This window comes from Desertihabitans brevis, assembly GCF_003327535.1.
Classification (GTDB): Bacteria; Actinomycetota; Actinomycetes; order Propionibacteriales; family Propionibacteriaceae; genus Desertihabitans; species Desertihabitans brevis.
The window spans coordinates 48,656-71,284 of record NZ_QOUI01000011.1; the positions used below are offsets into that span (position 1 = coordinate 48,656).

General features: G+C 74.1%; 24 protein-coding genes and 1 pseudogene. 11 read left to right on the forward strand and 14 right to left on the reverse strand.

Going from position 1 to position 22,629, the window contains the following annotated elements; translation table 11 throughout:
* Positions 1-18: 18 nt before the first annotated feature.
* Entirely contained in the window at positions 19-1,437 is a 1,419-nt protein-coding gene (locus DT076_RS15925; protein WP_114127699.1) for an APC family permease, read from the reverse strand.
* A 135-nt stretch (positions 1,438-1,572) separates the two neighbouring features.
* On the opposite strand from DT076_RS15925, the gene DT076_RS15930 reads away from it, so the two are divergent.
* Together DT076_RS15930 and DT076_RS15935 are read left to right on the forward strand one after the other, a co-directional pair.
* Complete coding sequence (locus DT076_RS15930) at positions 1,573-3,774, forward strand: RecQ family ATP-dependent DNA helicase (protein ID WP_114127700.1); 2,202 nt, start codon at positions 1,573-1,575, stop codon at positions 3,772-3,774.
* A gap of 121 nt (positions 3,775-3,895) precedes the next feature.
* On the forward strand, positions 3,896-4,276 hold the full coding sequence (locus DT076_RS15935) for a DUF4870 domain-containing protein (RefSeq protein ID WP_114127701.1): 381 nt from the start codon (positions 3,896-3,898) through the stop codon (positions 4,274-4,276).
* A 69-nt stretch (positions 4,277-4,345) separates the two neighbouring features.
* Here the strand turns inward: DT076_RS15935 and DT076_RS15940 are convergent, their stop codons facing one another.
* On the reverse strand, positions 4,346-5,560 hold the full coding sequence (locus tag DT076_RS15940) for an endo-1,4-beta-xylanase (RefSeq protein WP_114127702.1): 1,215 nt from the start codon (positions 5,558-5,560) through the stop codon (positions 4,346-4,348).
* A 210-nt stretch (positions 5,561-5,770) separates the two neighbouring features.
* Complete coding sequence (locus tag DT076_RS15945) at positions 5,771-6,187, reverse strand: VOC family protein (RefSeq protein WP_114127703.1); 417 nt, start codon at positions 6,185-6,187, stop codon at positions 5,771-5,773.
* On the opposite strand from DT076_RS15945, the gene DT076_RS19455 reads away from it, so the two are divergent.
* Both DT076_RS19455 and DT076_RS15955 read left to right on the forward strand, forming a co-directional pair.
* On the forward strand, positions 6,180-6,362 hold the full coding sequence (locus DT076_RS19455) for a hypothetical protein (protein ID WP_114127704.1): 183 nt from the start codon (positions 6,180-6,182) through the stop codon (positions 6,360-6,362). The two genes, DT076_RS15945 and DT076_RS19455, sit on opposite strands and share 8 nt — an antisense overlap.
* 308 nt (positions 6,363-6,670) lie before the next feature.
* Positions 6,671-8,890, forward strand: coding sequence for an NADP-dependent isocitrate dehydrogenase (locus DT076_RS15955; RefSeq protein ID WP_114127705.1), 2,220 nt, complete (start codon positions 6,671-6,673; stop codon positions 8,888-8,890).
* A gap of 78 nt (positions 8,891-8,968) precedes the next feature.
* Here the strand turns inward: DT076_RS15955 and DT076_RS15960 are convergent, their stop codons facing one another.
* Positions 8,969-9,646 (reverse strand): EcsC family protein, encoded by a 678-nt coding sequence (locus tag DT076_RS15960; protein WP_114127706.1) that lies wholly within the window; start codon positions 9,644-9,646, stop codon positions 8,969-8,971.
* Between the two features lie 150 nt (positions 9,647-9,796).
* Between DT076_RS15960 and aat the strand changes: the two genes are divergently transcribed.
* From aat to DT076_RS15975, 3 genes are all read left to right on the forward strand, one after another.
* The gene (gene aat, locus DT076_RS15965; RefSeq protein WP_114127707.1) at positions 9,797-10,453 is read left to right on the forward strand and encodes a leucyl/phenylalanyl-tRNA--protein transferase; all 657 of its coding nucleotides are present in this window, start codon (positions 9,797-9,799) and stop codon (positions 10,451-10,453) included.
* A gap of 1 nt (position 10,454) precedes the next feature.
* Positions 10,455-10,967, forward strand: a complete 513-nt coding sequence (locus DT076_RS15970) for a metallophosphoesterase family protein (RefSeq protein ID WP_199539233.1) — start codon at positions 10,455-10,457, stop codon at positions 10,965-10,967.
* A 93-nt stretch (positions 10,968-11,060) separates the two neighbouring features.
* On the forward strand, positions 11,061-11,678 hold the full coding sequence (locus DT076_RS15975; RefSeq protein WP_233494010.1) for a DUF4396 domain-containing protein: 618 nt from the start codon (positions 11,061-11,063) through the stop codon (positions 11,676-11,678).
* A gap of 4 nt (positions 11,679-11,682) precedes the next feature.
* On the opposite strand, the gene DT076_RS15980 is transcribed toward DT076_RS15975, so the two are convergent.
* Positions 11,683-12,546, reverse strand: a complete 864-nt coding sequence (locus DT076_RS15980; RefSeq protein WP_114127708.1) for an Fpg/Nei family DNA glycosylase — start codon at positions 12,544-12,546, stop codon at positions 11,683-11,685.
* A gap of 48 nt (positions 12,547-12,594) precedes the next feature.
* The gene (locus tag DT076_RS15985) at positions 12,595-13,788 is read right to left on the reverse strand and encodes a homogentisate 1,2-dioxygenase (protein WP_114127709.1); all 1,194 of its coding nucleotides are present in this window, start codon (positions 13,786-13,788) and stop codon (positions 12,595-12,597) included.
* 67 nt (positions 13,789-13,855) lie between these two features.
* On the opposite strand from DT076_RS15985, the gene DT076_RS15990 reads away from it, so the two are divergent.
* The 3 genes and pseudogenes from DT076_RS15990 to DT076_RS15995 all read left to right on the forward strand — a co-directional run bounded on the left by DT076_RS15990 (position 13,856) and on the right by DT076_RS15995 (position 15,952).
* Entirely contained in the window at positions 13,856-14,734 is an 879-nt protein-coding gene (locus tag DT076_RS15990; RefSeq protein WP_199539234.1) for a hypothetical protein, read from the forward strand.
* Positions 14,731-14,898 (forward strand): annotated as a pseudogene (locus DT076_RS20100) (hypothetical protein); the annotation flags it as partial. The gene DT076_RS15990 and the pseudogene DT076_RS20100, both read left to right, overlap by 4 nt.
* A gap of 49 nt (positions 14,899-14,947) precedes the next feature.
* On the forward strand, positions 14,948-15,952 hold the full coding sequence (locus DT076_RS15995; RefSeq protein WP_233494011.1) for a fumarylacetoacetate hydrolase family protein: 1,005 nt from the start codon (positions 14,948-14,950) through the stop codon (positions 15,950-15,952).
* Positions 15,953-15,982: 30 nt separating this feature from the next.
* Here the strand turns inward: DT076_RS15995 and DT076_RS16000 are convergent, their stop codons facing one another.
* The 8 genes from DT076_RS16000 to DT076_RS16035 form a co-directional block, all read right to left on the reverse strand.
* Positions 15,983-16,744: an SDR family oxidoreductase gene (locus DT076_RS16000; RefSeq protein ID WP_114127784.1), complete on the reverse strand. Its 762-nt coding sequence runs from the start codon at positions 16,742-16,744 to the stop codon at positions 15,983-15,985.
* 56 nt (positions 16,745-16,800) lie between these two features.
* Positions 16,801-17,460: an IclR family transcriptional regulator gene (locus tag DT076_RS16005; RefSeq protein ID WP_114127710.1), complete on the reverse strand. Its 660-nt coding sequence runs from the start codon at positions 17,458-17,460 to the stop codon at positions 16,801-16,803.
* A gap of 40 nt (positions 17,461-17,500) precedes the next feature.
* Positions 17,501-18,649, reverse strand: a complete 1,149-nt coding sequence (locus tag DT076_RS16010) for an FAD-dependent monooxygenase (RefSeq protein WP_114127711.1) — start codon at positions 18,647-18,649, stop codon at positions 17,501-17,503.
* The gene (locus DT076_RS16015; RefSeq protein ID WP_114127712.1) at positions 18,649-19,233 is read right to left on the reverse strand and encodes a TetR/AcrR family transcriptional regulator; all 585 of its coding nucleotides are present in this window, start codon (positions 19,231-19,233) and stop codon (positions 18,649-18,651) included. The genes DT076_RS16010 and DT076_RS16015 overlap by 1 nt, the downstream gene beginning before the upstream one ends.
* Positions 19,234-19,311: 78 nt before the next feature.
* Positions 19,312-19,887: a hypothetical protein gene (locus DT076_RS16020; protein ID WP_199539235.1), complete on the reverse strand. Its 576-nt coding sequence runs from the start codon at positions 19,885-19,887 to the stop codon at positions 19,312-19,314.
* A gap of 44 nt (positions 19,888-19,931) precedes the next feature.
* Positions 19,932-20,159 (reverse strand): hypothetical protein, encoded by a 228-nt coding sequence (locus DT076_RS16025; RefSeq protein WP_114127713.1) that lies wholly within the window; start codon positions 20,157-20,159, stop codon positions 19,932-19,934.
* Entirely contained in the window at positions 20,159-20,425 is a 267-nt protein-coding gene (locus DT076_RS16030; protein ID WP_114127714.1) for a hypothetical protein, read from the reverse strand. Before DT076_RS16030 ends, DT076_RS16025 begins: the two co-directional genes overlap by 1 nt.
* A 72-nt stretch (positions 20,426-20,497) precedes the next feature.
* Positions 20,498-21,082, reverse strand: a complete 585-nt coding sequence (locus DT076_RS16035; protein ID WP_199539236.1) for a TOPRIM nucleotidyl transferase/hydrolase domain-containing protein — start codon at positions 21,080-21,082, stop codon at positions 20,498-20,500.
* Positions 21,083-21,264: 182 nt separating this feature from the next.
* Here DT076_RS16035 and DT076_RS16040 point away from each other — a divergent pair, with 182 nt between their 5' ends.
* Positions 21,265-22,608: a purine-cytosine permease family protein gene (locus DT076_RS16040; protein ID WP_114127715.1), complete on the forward strand. Its 1,344-nt coding sequence runs from the start codon at positions 21,265-21,267 to the stop codon at positions 22,606-22,608.
* Positions 22,609-22,629 lie beyond the last annotated feature (21 nt).

Sequence of the window (22,629 nt, forward strand, 5' to 3'; positions counted from 1 at the left end):
CCGGCCGGACGGCCCCGGTCAGCGCGGGGTGCGCGGGTCGATGTTCGCGGTGCCGATCCGGACCCGCCGGTGCAGCAGGTAGCGGTTGACCAGCAGCGTGATCGCCCCCAGCACCACCCCGGCCAGCATCAACCAGCCCGCCACCACGTAGTCGTCGGTGGCCCGTCCCGAGAGCGGGCTGGCGAGGTAGGCGGACAGCACCGCGCCGAGCACCGGGACCAGCGCCGGGGTGGTGAAGTGCTGGTGCTCCACCCGGTCGCGCTTGAGCACCAGGACCGCGATGTTGACGACGGTGAACACGCACAGCAGCAGCAACGAGGTGGTGCCGCCGAGAGCGGTGAGGTCGGCCAGCGAGACCAGGGCGAAGGCCAGCAGGGTGGTGAAGATGATCGCGACCACGGGCGTCCGCCGCCCCGGGAGCAGCCGGCTGAGCGACCGCGGCAGGACGTCCTCGCGCGCCATGCCGTAGAGCAGGCGGCTGGCCATCAGCATGTTGATGAGGGCGGAGTTGGCCACCGCGAACATCGAGATCCAGGCGAAGACCGCGATCGGGAAGCCCGGCGCCCCGGCCTGCACCACCTTGAGCAGCGGCGTCGACCCCTCGCCGAGCTCGGCCGGGCTGACCAGGGCCACCGAGGAGATCGCCACCAGCACGTAGATGGCACCGGTCACGCAGAGCCCGATCACCATGAACTTCGGGAAGATCTTGCTGGGGTTCTTCGTCTCCTCCGCCATGTTCACCGAGTCCTCGAAGCCCACCATGGCGAAGAAGGCGAGGGCGGTGGCGGCGGTGACGGCGCCGAAGGGGGTCTCGCCCTCGGGCACGTTGAACTCGGTCAGCCGGGAGGTCTCGCCCAGTCCACGCACCAGCGCCCAGAACCCGACGCCGATGACGATGAGCAGACCGCTCAGCTCGATGCAGGTCAGCACCACGTTGGCCTTGACGCTCTCCCCGACGCCGCGCAGGTTGACCAGCGCGACCAGGGTCATGAAGCCGAGGGCGCCGGCCAGCAGCAGCAGCTCGGCCGGCTCGTCGACGCCGACCGCGGCGAACAGGTTGCCGGCGAAGGCCTGGGCGGCGCTGGAGGCCGAGGTCAGCCCCGAGCACATCACCGCGAAGGTGACGAGGAAGGTGAGGAACTGGATCTTGAACGCTCGGTGGGTGTACATCGCCGCGCCCCCGGCCCGGGGGTACTTGGTCACCAGCTCGAGGTAGCTGAACGCGGTGAGGAAGGCCACCACGAAGGCGCAGAGGAAGGGCAGCCAGACCGCTCCGCCGACCTCGGCGGCGACCTTGCCGGTGAGGGAGTAGACACCGGTGCCGAGGATGTCGCCGACGATGAAGAGCAGCAGCAGGCCCGGGCCGATCACCCGCCTGAGCTCGGTGGGCTGCTCGCTGGAGGCGCTGCTCGTCTCCCGCTCCTCCAGGTTCGCCATCGTCGGACCTCCTCGCCGTCGCCGGGCCGTGGCCCTCAGTCGAGCACAGGTCGTGCGGCACTGACCAGAGGCTCGCTGTGGACGAGGGCGGGCGGACGGCGCGGCCCGTCGGTGCCGCTCGCCATACTCGGGACCATGAGTCCGACACCCGCCCCTGCCGTGCCCGCCGCCGACGAGCTGCGGGAGGAGGCCCTGGCCTGCCTGCGCGAGCTGACCGCACGGGACGGCCGGCCGGGCGCGGTCGACTTCCACCCCGGCCAGCTCGAGGCGGTCGCGGCCCTGGTCGCCGACCGCCGCCGGACGCTGGTGGTGCAGCGCACCGGCTGGGGCAAGTCGGCGGTCTACTTCGTCGCCAGCATGCTGCTGCGCCGCCGGGGCAGCGGGCCGAGCGTCATCGTCTCCCCGCTGCTCGCGCTGATGCGCGACCAGATCGCGGCAGCCGCGCGGGCGGGCGTCCGGGCGGTGGCGATCAACTCGGCCAACCAGACCGAGTGGGACGAGGTGGAGCAGCAGCTGCGCGCGGACGCGGTCGACGTGCTGCTGATCTCCCCGGAGCGGCTGACCAACCCGCGCTTCCGGGAGACGGTGCTGCCGACGCTGCTGGAGCGGCTGGGTCTGCTGGTGGTCGACGAGGCGCACTGCATCTCCGACTGGGGTCACGACTTCCGGCCCGACTACCGGCGGCTGGCCGCGGTGATCGCCACCCTCCCGGTCGGGACGCCGGTGCTGGCCACCACTGCGACGGCCAACGAGCGGGTGATCGCCGACGTCACCGAGCAGCTCGCCCCGCGCGGCGGGGCCGGCAGCGAGGCCGTCGAGGGGGAGGTGTTCACCCTGCGCGGCCCGCTGGCCCGCGACTCGCTGCGCCTGGGTGTGCTGCGGCTGCAGTCGGCCAAGCAGCGGCTCGGCTGGCTGCTCACCCACCTCGACGCGCTGCCCGGCAGCGGGATCATCTACACCCTCACCGTCTCCGCCGCCGAGGACACCGCCCGGCTGCTGGCCGAGGCGGGGCACGAGGTGCTCGCCTACACCGGCCGCACCGACGCCGCCGAGCGCGAGCAGGCCGAGGCCGCGCTGAAGGCGAACGAGGTCAAGGCGCTGGTCGCCACCAGCGCGCTGGGGATGGGCTTCGACAAGCCCGACCTCGGGTTCGTCGTGCACCTGGGCGCCCCGTCCTCGCCGGTGGCCTACTACCAGCAGGTGGGACGGGCCGGGCGGGCCACCGAGCGGGCCGACGTGCTGCTGCTGCCCGGCCCGGAGGACGCCGACATCTGGCGGCACTTCGCCACCGCCAGCATGCCCTCACGGGCCCGGGCCGACGCTGTGCTGGCCGCCCTGGCCGACGCCGGCGGCCCGCTGTCGGTGCCGGCGCTGGAGGCGCGGGTCGACCTGCGCCGCACGCCGTTGGAGCTGCTGCTGAAGGTCCTGTCGGTCGACGGCGCGGTCGAGAACGTCCGCGGTGGCTGGGTGGGCACCGGACGGGGCTGGACCTACGACGAGGAGCGCTACGACCGGATCGCGCGGGCGCGGGAGGCCGAGCAGCAGGCGATGCGGGAGTACCTGACCACCGACGGCTGCCGGATGCAGTTCCTGGTGGCCCAGCTCGACGACCCCGACGCCGCCCCGTGCGGCCGCTGCGACAGCTGCCTGCGCGCGGCCGGGAAGCCGCCGTGGTATCCCACCGACGTCCCGACCGACTGGGCCGAGCGGGCCGGCACCGGGCTGCTGCGGGTGGGTGTGCCGATCGAGCCGCGGGCGCAGTGGCCCACCGGGCTGGGGCGGCTGGGGCTCGACCTGTCGGGCAGGATCCCGGCCGGGGAGCTGGCCGAGCGGGGCCGTGCGGTGGGTCGGCTGACCGACCTGGGCTGGGGCCAGCCGTTGCGCGAGCTGTTCAGCACCGACGCCGACGGCCGTCCGGTCGACGCCGAGGTGCCGCCGGTGCTCGCCTCGGCCTGCGTGCAGGTGCTGCGCGACTGGGACTGGGCGCAGCGCCCGGTGGCGGTGGTCGCGGTCGGGTCGACGTCGCGGCCGCGGCTGGTCGCCTCCCTCGCCGAGGGCCTGTCGAGCCTGGGCCGGCTGCCGCTGCTGGGCACCCTGGAGCCGCACGGGGAGCCGGCGACCGGCCGCGGCGGCAACAGCGCCTACCGGGCGGCGGCGGTGCTGCAGCGCTTCAGCGTCGACGACGCGCTGGCGGCCCGGCTGGCCGAGCTGGCCGGGCCGGTGCTGCTGGTCGACGACCTCTGCGACTCCCGCTGGACGCTGACCGCCTGCGCCCGGCTGCTGCGCCGCCACGGGGTGCCGGCGGTGCTGCCGTTCGCCCTCGCGCTGGTCGGCTGAGCCGGGGTGCGGGGGTCGTCCCCCAACCGGTGACCGCCCGACCCTGACGGTGCCCCGGGGACGCACCGGCCGGGGCCCCGGAAGCGGTTCACTGGAGGTGTCCGAGTCGAAGGAGTCCCCGATGAGTACCCCCTACCGCACCCGTGCGGACGGCGACGAGCGCACGCTCGCGGTCGCCGCCCACCTGTCCACCATCGTGGCGATGATCATCAGCGCCGGCTGGCTGAGCTTCGTCGGGCCGCTGGTGGTCTGGCTGCTGTTCCGCGGCCGGAGCCCGTTCGTCCGGCTCTCGGCCGCCGGGTCGTTCAACTTCAACATCTGGGCCTGGATCATCAACGTGGTGGCCTGGGTCTGCGCGATCACCGTGGTGCTCTTCCCGCTGGCCGTCATCCTGTGGGTGGTCGCCGGGCTGATGACCGTGGTCTGCCACGTGCTCGGGGCCGTACGCGCCAGCCGCGGGGTGCTCTACACGTACCCGGCGCAGATCAAGATCCTGCACTGATCCCGGCGCCGCGCCGCGCACCTCACGACCCGCCCGCACCGGTGAACGGTGCGGGCGGGTCGTGTGCGCTCAGCCGCGGTCGGCGGCGCAGCTGAGCCGCGGCGAGATCCGCTCCCACCGGCGGTCCCGGCCCGGGTGCCCGGTCCCGGTCGCGAGCGTCTCCTGCAGGGCGCAGTAGGCCGGCTTGCGCTGGTAGTCCCCCTCCAGGGTCAGCGCGTCACCCTGACCGGGGAAGGTGCCCGGCACCCAGGAGTGCTCGTCCAGCACCCCCCAGATGGTGAAGGAGCGGCAGCCCTCGACGGCCAGGCAGGCCTCCAGCGCCGCGGCGTACCAGTCCGTCTGCCGCTGACGCAGCTCGGGGCTCAGCTGGCCGTCCTCACCGACCGGGCCGCGGACGTCGATCTCGGTGATGGCCGTCGCTAGGCCGAGGTCGTCGAAGCGCTGCAGGTTCGCCTGCATCCGCCCGTCGAAGCCGTACTGCAGCCCGAGGTGGGCCTGCATCCCGAACCCGTGCACGGGGACGCCGTCGGCCAGCAGCTGCTGGATCAGGGCGTGGTAGGCGTCGGACTTCGCGTTCGGTCCCTCGACGTTGTAGTCGTTGAAGAACAGCTCGGCCTGCGGGTCGGCCTCGTGGGTCCAGCGGAAGACGTCGGCGACGATGCCGGGGCCGAGCTCGCGGATCCAGAGGTTGTCCTGGGTGCGCAGCTGGCCGGCGTCGTCGAAGATCTCGTTGGCGACGTCCCACTGCTGGATGCGCCCGGCGTAGCGGCCCACCACCGTCTCCACGTGGTCACGCAGGATCGCCCGGAGCTCCTCGGGGCTGAAGTCGCCCTCCTCCAGCCAGGTGGGGTTCTGGCTGTGCCAGAACAGCGTGTGCCCGCGGACCACCTGCCCGTTCTGCTCGGCGAAGTCGACGATGGCGTCGGCCTGCTCGAAGTCGTAGCGGTCGGGCTCGGGGTGGATGTGGTTCCACTTCATCTGGTTCTCCGCCGTCAGCGAGCTGAACTGGTCGGCGAGGAACGCGCGGTAGGTCGGGTCGTTGGGGAACGGCTCGGGGTAGTCGGCGGAGGTGTGGTGGCCGCCTCCGGCCACCGCGGTGCCGATCCGGAACTGGCGGGGTGCCCAGTCCCGCAGGGTGTCCAACGACTGCACCGACGGCCTCTCCTGCGGGGCGGCCGCCGCCGGCGGGGCGGTCGCGGTGGTGGTCAGGGCTGCGCCCGCCAGCAGTCCCGCGGCGAGGGCCGCGGTCAGGAGCCGGGGCGTCGAACGACGGTGTTCGCGCATCTGTCTCTCACTTCCTCGGGAGGGTGCAGGACGGAGACGGTCGGGAGGGTGGCCGTCCCCCGATAGTTTCGATCAACTATCGCAACTGCAGGTCCACGAGGGTAGGCAGACGCGGGGCACGAGGTCAACGGTCGGCGGCGGCGCACGCGAAGACCCCCGGCCACCGCGGGCGGGCGACCGGGGGTCGGAGAGGTGGACGGACGGGATGGCTTAGGCCTGTGAGCCGGCGATGTTGACCATCCACGCCACGCCGAAGCGGTCGGTGCACTGGCCGAACTCGTCGCCCCACAGCTGCTTCTCCAGCGGCATCGACACCGTGCCCTCCGCGCTCAGCCGCTGCCACCAGCCGCGCATCTTCTCCGCCTCGTCCCCGCTGAGGCTGATCGCGAAGTTGCTGCCCGGCTGGAACTCCATGCCGGGCGGGGTGTCGGAGGCCATCAGGGTGAACCCGTCGGGCGTGGTCAGCTGGGCGTGCATGACCTTGTCGGCGCCGGGGGCGTCCGCAGGGCCGCCCATGTCGCCGAAGGTGGACACGTCGAGGTCGCCGCCCAGGACGCCTCGGTAGAACTCCATCGCCTCGCGGGCGTCGCCGTCGAACTGCAGGTACGGGTTGAGCAACGTGGACACCGGGAACTCCTTCGTCGTGACCGGGACGTGGACTCGTCTGGTCGGCACGTTAGTGAGCCGCACCGACATCCGGGAGGGGTCGCCCGACCCGGTGCCGGTGCACCCCGCGCAGGTCGGGGCCGACGCGGGCGCGGGCACCGCTCCCGGTGTCGCAGCCGACACCGGCGACCCCTAGGACGACGGTCGTGCCCGGCCGGGGTCGCCCCCACCCCGGGTCGGGGTCGGAGGGGGACCGTGCCCCGATGTCCGCTGCCGCCGGCCGACCTTGGATGGGGTCATGGACATCACACAGATCCTGCTCACCGTCGGCGCCGTCCTCGGCATCCTCCTGATCAGCGCCATGGCCGTGCTGCCGAGCGTCATCGACGCCGACGCCCACAACCCCCGCTGACCGTCGGCCTCTCCGGCGGAGGCGACTCCGGTCGGTGGCGTTCGGTAGCCTCGCCCCGAGTCGTCACCACCGTCTGAGAGGCAGGGCCACGCATGGCCAAGATCATCTACACCAAGACCGACGAGGCGCCGCTGCTGGCGACGTACTCCCTGAAGCCGATCGTGGAGGCCTTCACCTCGGCTGCCGGTGTGGAGGTCGAGACCCGCGACATCTCCCTGGCCGGACGGATCATCGCCCAGTTCCCCGAGCGCCTCACCCCCGAGCAGCGGCAGCCCGACGCGCTGGCCGAGCTCGGCGAGCTGGCCAAGACGCCCGAGGCCAACATCATCAAGCTGCCCAACATCTCCGCCTCGGTGCCGCAGCTCAAGGCCGCCATCGCCGAGCTGCAGGCCCAGGGCTACGCGCTGCCGGACTACCCCGAGTCGCCCTCGACCGAGGAGGAGAAGGACGTCCGGGCCCGCTACGACAAGGTCAAGGGCAGCGCGGTCAACCCGGTGCTGCGCGAGGGCAACTCCGATCGTCGCGCCCCCGCCGCCGTGAAGGCCTACGCGCGCTCCTTCCCGCACCGGATGGGGGAGTGGTCGGCCGACTCGCGCACCAGCGTCGCGACCATGGACTCCGGCGACTTCGCCTCCAACGAGAAGTCGGTGGTGGCCGCCGCCGAGGACACCCTCACCATCCAGCTGGTCGGCGCCGACGGCACCACCACCGTGCTCAAGGAGTCGGTGCCGGTGCAGGCCGGTGAGGTGGTCGATGCCACCTTCATGGACGCCGCCGCCCTGGAGGAGTTCCTGCGCGCGCAGGTCGAGCGGGCCGCCAGCGAGGACGTGCTGTTCTCCCTCCACCTCAAGGCGACGATGATGAAGGTGTCGGACCCGATCATCTTCGGCCACGCCGTCCGCGTCTTCTTCGCCGACGTGTTCGAGCGCTTCGGCGACCAGCTCGCCGCCGCCGGGCTCAGCCCCGACGACGGCCTGGGCGGCATCCTCAGCGGGCTGGACGCCCTGCCCGCCGACGTCCGGGACGAGGTGCGCTCGGCCTTCGAGGCGCGGATGGCCGAGCTGCCGCGGCTCTCGATGGTCAACTCCGACAAGGGCATCACCAACCTGCACGTGCCCAGCGACGTCATCATCGACGCCTCGATGCCGGCGATGATCCGCAACGGCGGCAAGCTGTGGGGCCCGCAGGGCGAGGAGGACGACACCCTCGCCGTCATCCCCGACCACTCCTACGCCGGCATCTACGCCGCGGTGATCGAGGACTGCAAGGCCAACGGCGCCTACGACCCGACCACCATGGGCAGCGTGCCCAACGTCGGGCTGATGGCGCAGAAGGCCGAGGAGTACGGCAGCCACGACAAGACCTTCCAGATCGAGGCCGAGGGCACCGTGCAGGTGGTCGGCTCCGACGGCACCGTGCTGCTGGAGCACCAGGTGCGTCCGGGCGACATCTGGCGCGCCTGCCAGACCAAGGACGCCCCGATCCGCGACTGGGTCAAGCTGGCCGTCGGTCGGGCCCGCGCCACCGGCGACCCGGCGGTGTTCTGGCTCGACCGCGAGCGCGCCCACGACGCCAACCTCATCGCCAAGATCGAGCAGTACCTGCCCGAGCACGACACCGAGGGCCTGCAGATCGAGATCATGAGCCCGGTCGAGGCGACGAAGTTCTCCGTGGAGCGGATCCGCCGCGGCGAGAACACCATCTCGGTGACCGGCAACGTGCTGCGCGACTACAACACCGACCTCTTCCCCATCCTCGAGGTGGGCACCAGCGCCAAGATGTTGTCGGTGGTGCCGCTGATGAACGGCGGCGGGCTGTTCGAGACCGGCGCCGGCGGCTCGGCACCCAAGCACGTCCAGCAGCTGCAGTCGGAGAACTACCTGCGCTGGGACAGCCTGGGTGAGTTCCTGGCGCTGGCCGAGAGCCTGCGCCACCTCGCCGGCTCCGAGGGCAACGAGCGGGCTCGGGTGCTGGGCGAGACCCTGGACGCCGCCACCGAGAAGGTGCTCACCGAGGGCAAGTCCCCGGCCCGCCGGCTCGGCCAGATCGACAACCGCGGCAGCCACTTCTACCTGGCGCTCTACTGGGCCCAGGCGCTGACCGCGCAGACCGAGGACGCCGAGCTGGCCCAGGTGTTCGCCCCGGTGGCCGAGGCGCTGTCGGCCAACGAGGGCACCATCACCCAGGAGCTGCTGGACGCCCAGGGCGAGCCGGTCGACATCGGTGGCTACTACCACCCCGACGACGCCAAGGCCTTCGCCGTGATGCGCCCGTCGGCCACCTTCAACCAGGTGATCGACGACCTGCGCTGACCCCGCGGTGACCCGCTTCGTGCTCGACGCGCCGACCCTCCTGCACCTGGTGCGGGAGGGTCGGCCCCGTCCGGGGTCTCAGTGGCTGATGCTGCGGCGGCGACGCAGCTCGCCGCTGGCGAAGACGCCGATCTGGCGGGTGGCCACGCCGTCGACCACGGCGCCGACGCCACCGCCGATGAGCGGGATCCGCTTGGTCAGCAGCAGCGCGCCGTTGGTGCCGCCCACCCGGGCCGCCATCTCCATGACGACCCGCTCGGCCACCCGGCGGTCGAGGTCGGGGTCGAAGACCGGCGCGGTGGCCACCGCCATCGGGGTGGTGGGCAGCACGCCCTTGCGGATCAGCCGGACGATCTGGTCCCCGCCCAGCAGGCACATCACCATCGCGGTGCGCACCCGGTTGTCGTCGATGTCGTAGCCCCGCAGGTGGGCGATGGCGGCCACCATCCGGATCTGGACGGCGGCGAGCCCGGCGAGGTTGCCCGGGATCGAGACGACGCTGGCGATCACGCCGCCGACGTTGGACATGAAGCCCTGCGCGGAGGAGAGCGCCACGTGCTGGGCCACCACGGCGTCGATGGCGTCGTCGGCCGAGCCGTGCTTCTGCAGCTGGCTCTTCGCCGCCGCCTTGGCCCCCGGCAGCCCGGCGAAACCGTCGATGCTCAGCTCGAGCACGGTGCGCAGCGCGCCACCGGCCTGCCGCGTCCCGTTGCGGGCGACGGGCACCAGCCCGCGGGCGAAGTCGCCGACTCCCATCTGCAGTCTCCTCTGCTCGGTGCTGCCGCACCTCGCGTCGCGGTCCGGCGCGCCCAGCCTACGCAGCGCCGTGACACCACCGGACCGTCGTCGTCCCTGATCCGACCCTGAGCCCCGGCGCGGCTCCGGGGCTGGGGCAGGATGGAGGCCATGGAGCTCTCGACCTTCGGCGACGACGAGGTCTGGCCCCGGCAGGACCTCATCGGTGTGTCGGCCGAGCTCGACGAGACGCTGGTGGTGGAGGCCTACACCCGGGGCGTCTTCCCGATGCCGCTGGAGGACGGGGTGGTCGGCTGGTTCTCCCCGATGGAGCGCGCGGTGATCCCGCTGGACGGGCTGCGGGTCACCCGCTCCATGCGCAAGAGCGCCCGTCGCTACCGGGTCACCGTCGACCGCGACTTCGAGGGCGTCATCGGCGGTTGCGCCGACCCGTCCCGCGACTACGGCTGGATCGACGAGCGGATCATGGCCGTCTACGGCTCGCTGCACCAGCGCGGGCTGGTGCACTCGGTGGAGGTGTGGGATGCCGGGGACCGGCTGGTCGGCGGGCTGTACGGGCTGGCGCTGGGCGGGCTGTTCGCCGGTGAGTCGATGTTCCACCACCCCGAGCTCGGCCGGGACGCCTCCAAGGTGGCGCTGATGCACCTGGTGCAGCGGCTGTCGGCCGACGGCGCGGAGCGGCTGCTCGACGTGCAGTGGCGCACCCCGCACCTGGACTCCCTCGGCGCGGTCGGGGTGAGCCGTGCCGGGTACCTGCGCCGGCTGCACGCCGCGCTCAAGGCCCCGCCCGCGGACTGGAGCTCCTGAGGTGGCCGCGGACGTCCGGCTGGTGCTGCTGGCCGACACCCACCTGCCGAAGCGGGCCAAGCAGCTGCCCGGCGAGGTGTGGGACGCGGTCGGGGCAGCCGACGTCGTGGTGCACGCCGGGGACTGGGTGGAGGCGGCGCTGCTCGAGGAGCTGGAGCAGCGGTCGGCGCGGCTGGTGGCCTGCTACGGCAACAACGACGGACCGGAGCTGCGGTCGCGGCTGCCGGAGGTGGCCCGGGCCGAGGTCGGCGGGCTGCGGCTCGGGGTGGTGCACGAGACCGGTGCCGCGCAGGGCCGCGAGGCCCGGATGGACCAGCGGTTCGACGACCTGGACGTCCTCGTGTTCGGCCACAGCCACATCCCCTGGGACACCACCACACCGGCCGGGCTACGCCTGCTCAACCCCGGCTCGCCCACCGACCGGCGCCGCCAGCCGCACTGCACCTACCTGACCGCCGTGGTGTCCGGCGGCCGGCTCGAGGTCGAGCTGCACCGGCTGCCGCCGCGGACCTGACGAGGTCCCAGACCTCGGAATACATACCCCCAAGGGGTATGTTGCAGGGACGTCCGGGTGGGCGCCCGGACGTCGTCGAGCCAGGAGGACGCCATGACCTCGCACCACACCGACCACACCGCGCACGCCGGCCAGGAGCACGCCGGTCACGAGGGCCACGGCGGCAGCACCCGGACGATGGCGCTGGCCGCCACCCTGCACTGCCTCACCGGCTGCGCGATCGGTGAGATCGCCGGGCTGATGATCGGCACCGCACTCGGGCTGGGCACCGGCTGGACCATCGTGCTGGCCGTCGCGCTGGCCTTCCTGTTCGGCTACACGCTGTCCACGCTGCCCTTGCTGCGGGCCGGCGTCGGGGTCGGTGCCGCGCTGGGCGTCGTGCTGGCCGCCGACACCCTGTCGATCGCCACCATGGAGGTGGTCGACAACGTGGTGATGGCGCTGATCCCGGGCGCGATGGACGCCGGTCTGGTCAACCCGGTGTTCTGGGTCGGGATGGCGATCGCCCTGACCGCCGCGTTCGCGGCCGCCTACCCGGTCAACGTCGTGCTGCTTCGCCGGGGCCGCGGGCACGCGCTGACCCACCGCTACTCCGAGGCCTCCGCGCCGACGGGTGCGCGCCGGTTCATCCCCGCGCTCGCCACCTCCACCCTGGTGGCGGCCCTGGGGGCGTTCCTGCTCGGCGGTCTGGTGGTCTCGCTGGCGGTCTGAGCCGCTACTTCAACAGCCGCGACATCCGCCGGTCGGCGAGCTTCTTGCCACCGGTCTGGCAGGTCGGGCAGTACTGCATGGAGGAGTCGGCGAAGCTGACCTCGGCCACGGTGTCCCCGCACACCGGGCAGGGCTGCCCGGCCCGTCCGTGCACCGCCATCCCCGACCTCTTCTCACCCTTGAGGTCCTTGGCCGCCATCCCGGCCGAGCGCTGGACCGCGTCGGCCAGCTCGGAGCGGATCGCGGCCAGCAGCACGTCGCGCTCCTCGTCGGTGAGCGAGCTGGACGCCTTGAACGGGCTCATCCGGGCGGCGTGCAGGATCTCGTCGGAGTAGGCGTTGCCGATCCCGGCCAGCACCCGCTGGTCGCGCAGGACGCCCTTGAGCTGGGCGCGTCCCGCCGCCTCGAGCACCGCGTCGAGCTCGGGACGTCCGAACTCCGGGGCCGTCGGGTCGGGGCCCAGCGAGGCGATCCCGGGCACCTGCTGGGGGTCGGTCACCACGTAGACCGCGAGCTTGCGCTGGGTGCCCGCCTCGGTGAGGTCGAACCCGGAGTCGTCGTCGAGGACCACCCGCAGCGCCAGCGGCCCCTTGCCCGGACGGGCCGGGGTCGGCGGGATCGACTCCCGCCAGCGCAGCCACCCGGCCCGGGCCAGGTGGGTCACCAGCCACAGCCCGTCCACGTCGAGGGCGAGGAACTTGCCGTAGCGGTGGACACCGGTCACCTCCAGCCCGTGCAGCGCCGACAGCGGCGGGTCGAAGGTCTTCAGCGCGCTGAACGCGGTCAGCTCGGCGCGGGCGACGACCCGTCCGACCGCCCTCTCCGACAGGAAGGACCGCAGCGACTCGACCTCGGGCATCTCCGGCATGGGGCCATCATCGCCCACCGCTGCGACACCCGGCAGGGGTGCGCGCACTCAGGAGCCGACGGAGGGGCGGGAGTCGGCGGCCCAGATCCAGGGGTAGGCCGGGTCCTCGCAGGCCAGTGCGGCCTCGCCGAGCTCCAGCGGGGCGAAGGTGTCGACCATCACGGCGGACTCCTCGAACTCCTGCACGCCGAGCGAGGCCTCGATCGCCGAGGGCTGCGGGCCGTGGGCGAACCCTCCGGGGTGCAGCGAGATCGAGCCGAGCCCGATGCCGGAGCCCTTGCGCGCCTCGTAGTCGCCGCCGACGTAGAACATCACCTCGTCGGAGTCGACGTTGGAGTGGTAGTAGGGCACCGGGATGCTCAACGGGTGGTAGTCGACCTTGCGCGGCAGGAAGTGGCACACCACGAACCGCTCGCCCTCGAACACCTGGTGCACCGGCGGCGGCTGGTGCACCTTGCCGGTGATCGGCATGTAGTCCTCCACGTTGAACGTGTAGGGGTAGAGGCAGCCGTCCCAGCCGACCACGTCGAAGGGGTGGGTGGCGTAGGTCATCGCCGTGCCGACGAGCCCGGCGGAGGTGCGGTGCTTGACCAGCACCTCCACGTCCTCGCCCTCGACCAGCAGCGGCTCGCCGGGCCCGTGCAGGTCGCGCTCGCAGTAGGGGGCGTGCTCGAGCAGTTGGCCGTAGCGCGACAGGTAGCGCCGCGGCGGGGCGATGTGGCCGCTGCCCTCGATGGCGTACAGCCGCGACGGCTCGGCGGGGCACCAGCGGTGGGTGGTGGCGCGCGGGACGAGCACGTAGTCGCCGGGGCGGTAGGGCACCGTCCCGAAGACCGTCTCCACGGTGCCGCTGCCGGCCTCGACGTAGACGCACTCGTCGCCGACGGCGTCGCGGTAGTACGGCGAGGGGTCGGTGCCCGTGACCACGTAGCCGATCCGGACGTCGGCGTTGGCCAGCACCAGCCGGCGCCCGGTGACCGGGCAGGCCCCGCCGTCGGGGAACAGGTCGTGCAGCCGCAGGTGCCGGGGCCGGAGCGGGTGGTTCGGGGTGCGGGTCTGGTCGGGCAGCTCCCACGGCTCGCTCGCCACGAGCGCCGAGGGGACCCCGCGGTGGTAGAGCAGCGAGGAGTCGGAGGAGAGCCCCTCCTCGCCCATCAGCTCCTCACGCAGCAGCCGGCCGTCCTCGCGGTGCTGGGTGTGCCGCGTCCGCGGCACCGCGCCCACCTGGCGGTAGTAGGCCATGACGCTCCTCCGGTTCGCTCAGCGAACGGTCTGTTCCCTCACTGTATCCTCGATTAGGCTGCGGGACGTGTCAACGTCCGACGCCGTCACGCGCGGACCGGGCGACCCCTGCTGGCGGGCACTGGTCGACGACGCCGCGCTGTTCCCGCCCGGAGACGCCCCGCTGCCCGCGGCGGTGGCCGCCCACCGCCGGCACCGCGCGGCCTGGTACGCGCCGGTGGTGGGGCCGTTCGTGGTGGCCGACCACCGGCTGGACGAGCTCGCCGCCGCCCTCGACGCGGACCCGTTCCCCTGCGTGCTCGTCGTCTGCGGCACCGTGCCCGACGCGCTGGCCCGGGCCGACCGGGCGGGGGTGCCGGTCGCCGCGGTGGAGGTGGCGGTGAGCGGGGACGACCTCGTCGCGGCGGTCGACGCGGTGGCGGGCTCTCTCGGGTCGGCAGCCGACCGGCCGGTGCTGGCCGTCGAGCTCCCGGCGCTCGACCCCGACGCGGCGTGGCTGGCGGCCTGCGACCGGCTGGTCGCGATCGGCGCCCGGCTCAAGCTGCGCACCGGCGGGGTGCGGGCCGAGGCGTTCCCGCCGACCGACCGGCTGGCGCGCTGGCTGGTCGCCGCCGACGAGCGCGGGCTGCCGGTCAAGTGCACCGCCGGGCTGCACGCCGCGGTCCGCCACACCGACCCCGCGACCGGCTTCGAGCACCACGGGTTCCTCGATGTCCTGGCGGCCGTCGGTGCTCTGCTCGACGGCGCCGCCGAGGCGGACGTCCGGGACCTGCTGGACCGCCGCGACGCCGCGGGGCTCGCCGCGACGGTCGCCGGCTGGGACGTCGGCACCCGCGGCCGGGTGCGCGAGCGGTTCACCGGGTTCGGCTCGTGCAGCACCACCGGACCCCTCGACGACCTGTGTGCGCTGGGGCTGCTGGAGCCTCCGGCGGGAGCCCGGCCATGACCCGGCCGGCGCCGACCTGGGTGCCGGGGGCGGCCGGCTCGGGCTTCGACGTCGACCACCTGCCCTACGGCGTGTTCTGCACCGAGGACCTCGGCTGCCGGGTCGGTGTCCGGGTGGGGGAGCGGGTGCTCGACCTGGCCGCCGCCTCCCGCGATGCGCTGCCCGACCTGACCACCGCGCTGGAGGCGCCGGCGCTCAACCCGCTGATGGCCCGTGGCGCGCCCGGAGTGGCAGCGGGTCCGCCGCTGGCTGACCGGCGTCCTCACCGACCCGCGGCACCGCCCGGCGATCGCGCCGCACCTGCACCGGTTGGCCGAGGTCACCCTGCACCTGCCGTTCGAGGTCGCCGACTACGTCGACTTCTACGCCTCGGAGCACCACGCCAGCACCGTGGGCCGCATCTTCCGTCCCGACGCCGAGCCGCTGCTGCCGAACTGGAGGCACCTGCCGGTCGGCTACCACGGGCGGGCGGGGACGGTGGTCGCCTCCGGCACCGACGTGGTGCGGCCCTGCGGCCAGCGCCGACCGCCCGGCGCGGAGGGCCCCACCTTCGGTCCGAGCACCCGGCTCGACCTGGAGGCCGAGCTGGGCTTCGTGGTCGGGGTCGGCTCACCGCTGGGCGTCCCGGTGGGTACCGACGCCTTCGCCGAGCACGTCTTCGGCGTGGTGGGGGTGGACGACTGGTCGGCCCGCGACCTGCAGGCCTGGGAGTACGTGCCACTCGGGCCGTTCCTCGGCAAGTCCTTCGCCACCTCGATCAGCCACTGGGTCACCCCGCTGGACGCCCTCGCCGTGGCCTGGTGCGACCTCCCGCCCCAGCACCCCGAGCCGCTGGACTACCTGCGGGTGGCCCAGCCGGCCGGGCTGGAGGTCGACGTCGAGGTGGAGGTCGCCGGCGCCGTGGTGAGCCGGCTGCCGTACGCGTCGATGTACTGGGGCCCGGCGCAGATGCTGGCCCACCTCACCGCCAACGGGGCCTGCCTGCGCACCGGCGACCTCTTCGCCTCCGGCACCATCTCCGGCCCGGAGCCGGACCAGCGCGGCTCGCTGCTCGAGCTCTCCTGGGGCGGGCGCGACCCGGTGCCGGTGGGCGGGTCGACCCGCACCTTCCTCGAGGACGGCGACGAGGTGGTGCTGCGCTACTCCGCGCCGGGTGTCCTCGGCGGGCGGATCACCCTCGGCGAGGTCCGCGGACGCATCCGTCCCGCCGGCTGCTGAGCCTGTCGAAGGGCGAGCCCCGCCCGCTGCTCAGACGGGGAGGTGCCCGGCGGGGAAGCCGCCGTTGCTGTACAGCAGCTGGCCGTTGATCCACGCCCCGCGCTCCGACAGCAGGAAACGGATGAGGTTGGCGGTGTCCTCCGGCGTCCCGAGCCGACCGGTGGGCTGCTGGGCCAGCGCCGAGGCGTGCACCGCGTCGTCCATCCAGCCGGTGTCGACCGGACCGGGGTTGATGACGTTGCTGCGCAGCCCGCGGTCGGCGAGCTCGTGCGCGGCGGCCAGCACGAGCCGGTCCAGCGCGCCCTTGGTGGCGCCGCAGGGGAGGTTGTGCACGGTGTGGTCGCTGGTGAGCGCGACGACGGCACCACCGGTGGCGGGCAGCTGGCGGGCGAACTCGGCCAGCAGCAGCCAGGTCGCGCGGACGTTCACCGCGTAGTGGCGGTCGAAGCTCTCCACCGTGGTGTCGAGCAGGCCGGAGTCGACGCTCTCGCAGTGGGCCATCACCAGCGCGTCCAGCGGGCCGAGCCGCTCCCGGGCGGTCGCCACCACCTCGGCGGGCACGGACGGGTCGGCCAGGTCGGCGGGCACCAGCTCGACCCGGACGCCGTGCGCGTCCCGCAGCTCCGCGGCCAGGGAGGCCGGGTCGTCGGCGTCCCCGGGCAGCGCCAGACGCTGGTCGTAGGGCGTCCAGTAGGAGAGCGCGAGGTCCCAGCCGTCCTCGGCCAGACCGGCCGCGATGCCGGCACCGATCCCGCGACGACGTCCGACCCCGGTGAGCAGTGCAGCAGGCATGGCCGGCACCGTAGCGATCCGGGAGCGGGGTGCGCGACGGGTTTCCGGACGTGCGGTCAGGCCAGCTGGCGGGCGGTCGCGACCACCAGCGGCGCGACGGCCTCCACGTCCACCTCCCCGAGGGCGACCACCCCGACGCAGGCCTCCGGTGCCCAGCCCTCGGCCCCCGTCAGCGGGGCGGCGACGCCGACCGCGCCCGGCTGCAGCTCGCCCCGGGTGACCGCGTAGCCGCGCTCGCGGGTGCGCCGCACCGGTTCGGGGTCGTCGGGACGGCCGGGGCGGGCGGCCAGCACGGCCAGCCCGGACGCGCCACGGGTGAGCGGGTGCCGGCTGCCGACCCGGTAGCCGACCCGCAGCAGCGCGTCGGTGGGGTCGAGCGACACCAGCACGACGGCCTGCTCGTCCTCGACCACGGCCAGGAAGCTGGTGGCGCGGGTGCGGTCGGCCAGAGGCTGCAGCAGGCCCGGCGCCCGGCTCAGCACCGCGGGCCAGTACCCGGAGGCCAGCACCGGCAGCCGGGCGCCGAGGTGCAGCCGGCCGTCGTCGTCGCGGGCGACCAGGCCGTGCGCGACCAGGGTGCCGACCACCCGGTGGCACACCGCCCGGGCCACCCCCAGCTCGACCGCCAGCTCGGCCACGCTCAGCCCACCCGCCCGACCGGCCACCACCTCGAGGGCCTGGATGCCCCGGTCGAGGGTCTGCAGCGTGCTTCCCACCCGCCGGAGCCTACGCCGCCGCCCCGGCGCCGCGACGGCGTCAGTGGGTGACGCCGCCGGTCAGCGAGCCGACCAGCCGGCGGCTGACCAGCGGCACCCGGGCCGCGTGCAGCACCAGCCGGCGGATCCAGAGCTGGCGCCGGGTCCGCGGGACGAACCCGCTGCCGAACCGCCGGGCGGTGGCCTGCACCGGCCCGACCACGGCCCGCCACCGCGTCTCGTAGGCGGCGAGGGCGGCCTCCAGGTCGTCGTGCTCCTCCAGCGCCCGGGCCAGCGCGTCCGCGCCGGCGATCGCCAGCGAGGCGCCCTGGCCGGCCAGCAGCGAGACCGCGTGCGCGGCGTCGCCCATCAGCAGCACCCGTCCGCTCCGCCAGCGCGGCGCGACCACCTGGGCCACGGTGTCGGCCCACACGTCGTCGGGCACCCGGTCGACCAGCGAGGCGGGGTCAGGCCCGTGCCGACCCAGCTCCGCGCGGATCATCGCGCGGACGTCCGCCGGCACCGGCCCGTCGTCGGCGACGACCACGAACGCGGCGACGGTGCGCCGGTCGAGGGCGAACAACCAGGCCTGGCCGTCCACCACGTCGCTGAGCTGCAGGCGCGCGCCGAGACGGGTCGCCAGCGCCTCGTCGGTGCAGACGAAGGCCGCGGTCTGGAAGCCGAGCTCGCGCACCAGCGCCGACTCCGGCCCCAGCAGCATGGTCCGCAGCGCGGAGTGCAACCCGTCGGCCGCCAGCACCAGGTCGGCGCGGACGGTGCTGCCGTCGGACAGCCGGACCTCCACCGGCCCGGTCCCGTCCGGCTCGACCGCGCTGACGGTGGTGCCGTAGCGCAGGTCGACGTCGGGAGGCAGGCAGCCGCGCAGCGACTCCTCGATGTCGGGCCGCATGATCGAGAAGAACCGCCCGCGCGCCAGCTCGTCGACCGTCTCGAAGCCGAGCCGTCCGGTGGTGCGACCGTGTTCGTCGACGAAGCGTGCCTCCTGGTAGAGCCGTCCCCGCCGGCGCAGCGCCTCCAGCGCCCCCAGCCGCTCGGCGGCCTCCCAGCCCGGCCCGAAGAAGTCGATCATGTAGCCGCCGCGCCGCGGCGCCGGCGCGATCTCGGTGACCAGCACCTGCCAGCCCAGCCGGGACAACGCCAGCGCGCACGCCAGCCCCGCGATCCCGGCCCCGTTCACCACCACCCGCATCAGGACCCCTCCTCCTCCGTCTCGGTCCAGGAGCCGACCAGCCGGGCCAGCGGCGGGGCGGGCACGTCGGCGTCGAGCACCCGGTGCAGGGCGAACCCGTCCAGCGTCGCCGCCACGAAGGCGGCCACCTCCGCGCTGCGCCCGGCCGGCACCCCGCGGGATGCGAGCCAGCCCGCCAGCCGCTCCCGCATCCGCCGGACCACCCCGCGCAGCGCCCCGGCGACCTGGGGGTCGCGGGAGGCGGCGAGGTAGGTCTCGGTGACGAGCAGGTGTAGCGGGTGGGTCGGCTCGAGGTCGACGATGCTGTCGACCAGCCGCCGCAGCCCCTGCTCCAGGTCGTGCGAGGCGTCCAGCTCGCCCGTCAGCCCCTCGACCATCTCCTCCAGCGCGGCGGCGCTGGCCTCGGTGAGCAGCTGGCGGACCGACCCGAAGTGGTAGTGCACCAGCCCGGGCCGGACGCCGGCGCGCTCGGCCACCGACCGGGTGCTCACCGCACCCCAGCCCACCTCGACGACCAGCTCCGCGGCCGCCCCCAGCAGGGCGGCGCGGGTCTCCTGCCCGCGACGGTTCCCGGTCGGCTCCATGGGTCCAGGGTAGCCACTTCTTGGGCGATCGACCAACACTTCTTGGCCGATCGACCAAGGGGCGGTCGGGGCGGGGGGTCAGGAACGCTCGAGGTGCTCCAGCAGGGCGTGGCCGCGCGGGGAGAGCCGGTAGCCGACGTCGAGGCTGATCGTCAGCCCGAGCGCCTTGAGCCGGCGGATGTCGGCCTTCAGGGCGAACCGCTCCCGACCGACGTGCTCGGCCAGCTCGGTCGACACGACGCCGGGGTGGTCGGCGATCCAGCGCAGCACCGTCCGCGTCCAGGGGCCGTGCCGGCCGGCGTCCATCCGGGCCAGCCGGGCCTCCAGGTCGGCGAGCCCGGCGGCGTCGGGCAGCTGCTCGCGCAGCGCCAGCCGCGGGTCGGGCCCGGCCAGGCTCACCTCCACCCGGTGCACCCGCCCGGGACGCCGGTCGAGCAGCCGGGTCAGCTCCTCCCGCGAGGACAGCCCGGCCGCGGCGATCTCCTCCTCGGTGATCGCAGCCGGGTCGACCTCCTCGACGCGGTCGAACGACACCACCCCGACCGCGGTGACCTGGCTGCCCCCGGCCCGCACGCGCGGCGCCTCCCAGCGGCGGAAGACCAGGGTCACCGACCCGTCGGCGATGCCGGCGAGGGTGCGGGCGTTGAGCATCACGGCCCCACCGTAGGACGTCGGCGTCCCCGGCGGCTGTCGCCGCATCAGCGCCGCAGATCACCCTCCAGCCGACGGATCACCCCGGCCATGTGCTCCAGCGCCGCCCGCCAGCGCCGACGGGCGGTGGCGTAGGTGTGCAGGGTGGCGGGGTCGTCGGGGTCGAGGGCGTCGTCCAGCTCGTGCTCGAGGTCGCTCAGCCGCTGGCCCAGCCGGCGGTGGGCCAGGACGAGCTCGGCCAACCCGTCCTCGGGCAGCGAGGCGGCTCCCGGCATCAGGCCGCGCCCGGTCCGGTGAGGTGGCGGTGCACCTCGGCCAGGCCGTCCTGCACCCGGCTGAGCTGGGCGTCGAAGTCGGTGAAGGCGCGCAGGAAGGTCGCGGCCCCGCCGCTGCGGACGGCGCCCGTGTCGGTCGCGCTGATCAGGGTGTCGACCCTCGTCTCGAGGATGCGCTGCACGTCGTCGACGTCGGCCGCGGCCTGCTCGACCAGCTGTGCGACCTCCGCCAGCCGCACCCGGGAGCCGGTGGTGGGTGCCGACATGGGTCCTCCTCGGGTGCGTGCTCCGGGTGCCTGTCCGGCCCGGTCTGTCGCGGAGGATAGGCCCACCCGGGGTCACCCGCCGGGCAGCGGGCCCACCGTGTCGAGCAGGTCGGCGAGCGGTCGCGGGACCGCACCGAGCGGGAGCGCCTCGACCAGCAGGGTGCCGTAGCGGATCTTGCGCCCGGCCCGGGTGCCGAGGAAGCGGCGCAGCCGGCTGGCGTCGTCGCGGTCGCGGTGCGCCGGCTGGCTGCAGAAGGTCCGCCACAGCCCGGTCTCGCCGGCCCGCTCGACCACCTCCAGCACCGCGGGGACGCCGAGCGCGCGGACCAGCTCGTCCTCCAGGTCCTCCCCGCAGACGAAGAACCCCGCCGGTGCCAGCCGCTCCACCGCCGGCTCGGCCAGCAGACCCGCCCGGTGCAGCGCCCGCGCCACCGAGCCGGCCTCGCGCCGGTCGACCAGCCCGGTCAGCCGCCGCCCGGCCCCCTGCGGCCCGTGCTCGACCACGCCCCGCCCGATCGAGGTGCCGCCGCCCATCGCCCGTATCCCGACGCCCTCGGCGTCCAGGTCGCGCCCGAGCCGCCGGGCCAGGGTCTCGACCGCCGCGCGGTCGCTCAGCCCCTCGACCAGCACCACGGTGTGCAGCGGCCCGACGTCCACGGCGCCAGCCTACGGAGCCGACCCGGCGCCGGTGCGGTGTGCGGGGTGGCTAGGGTGGGAGCCGAACATCCGGGAGCTCGCGCCCTGTGGCGGGCTGAGAGGGGGAGTGGCGACGGTCGTCGCCGGGTCCCCGACCGGCCGAACCTGTCCGGGTAATGCCGGCGTAGGGAGGTTGTCCACCCATGTCCTCGTCCACCAGCACGCGTGCTCCCGGCTCGCCGGCCGGACGTCCCGAGGCCCCGCTGGTCCTCACCACCGCACCGCCGCAGCCGCTCGGCTTCCTCGACCAGTTCGCCACCTGGGCCAACCTCGGCATCTCGCTGTTCGGCCCGCTCACCGGTGCCCTGGTGCTGGCCACCACCGGTTCGCTTCTCAGCGGTCTGGTCGCCGTCGTCGTCGGCTGCGCCCTGGGCGGGCTGCTGCTGGCCTGCTCGGCGGCCTTCGGCGCCCGCACCGGCGCGCCGGCCATGGTGGCGCTGCGCGGGCTGTTCGGACGCCGCGGGTCGGTGGCGCCCACCGTGCTCAACCTGGCCCAGAACATCGGCTGGGCCACCATGGAGATCATCGTCATCTCCACCGCGGCGGCCCTGGTCCTCGGTGACGGCTGGCGGGTGCCGGCGGCGGTGGCGGCCGGCGCGGTCGCCACCCTGATGGCGCTGCGGCCGCTGGGCAGCGTCCGGCTGCTGCGCAAGGTGATGGTCTGGCTGGTGCTGGCCGCCTCGGTGCTGCTGTACGTGCAGGTGCTGCTGCAGCCGGCCCGTCCGGTCGACCAGAGCGCGGTGCTCGGGTTCTGGCCCGCGGTCGACATCGCCGTCGCCGGCGTCGTCTCCTTCGCCCCGCTGGCCGCGGACTACTCCCGGCACTCCCGCAGCACCCGGGCCGCGATGGCCGGCTCCGGCCTGGGCTACGGGCTGGCCGCCGTGGCCTACTACAGCCTGGGTGTCTTCGCGGTGGTGCACCTGGAGGGGGACGACCTCATCGCCGCGCTGATCGCGCTGCCGGCCGGCTGGATCGCGCTGCTGATCCTGCTGGTCGACGAGGTGGACGAGGCCTTCGCCAACATCTACTCGACCACGATGTCGGTGCAGAACCTCTTCGGTGGTGCGGACCGGCGCTGGGTCGCGATCGGGGTCGGGGTGCTCGCCACCGTCTTCGCCAGCCTGCTGGACTTCAGCCAGTACCAGAACTTCCTCTACCTGATCGGCTCGGTCTTCGTGCCGCTGTTCGCGGTGGCGGCCGTCGACTTCTTCCTCGTCTCGCGCGGACGCTGGGACGTCTCCGACCGCTCCCGGCTGCGGCTGGCGCCGCTGCTGGCCTGGCTGTGCGGGTTCGTCACCTACCAGCTGATCGCGCCGGGCACGGTGCCCGTCTGGTCCGACCTGTGGTCGGGGCTGGCGCAGGCGATCGGTTTCTCGGCGCCGAGCTGGCTCGGCTCGTCGGTGGCCGCGATCGGGGTGGGCGCGCTGGCGATGGCGGTGCTGGGACGGGCCTCGGCCCGGATCGCCCGGGCCCGCCGGCTGCGCTGAGGTGCGGCCGGTCCGGGCGCC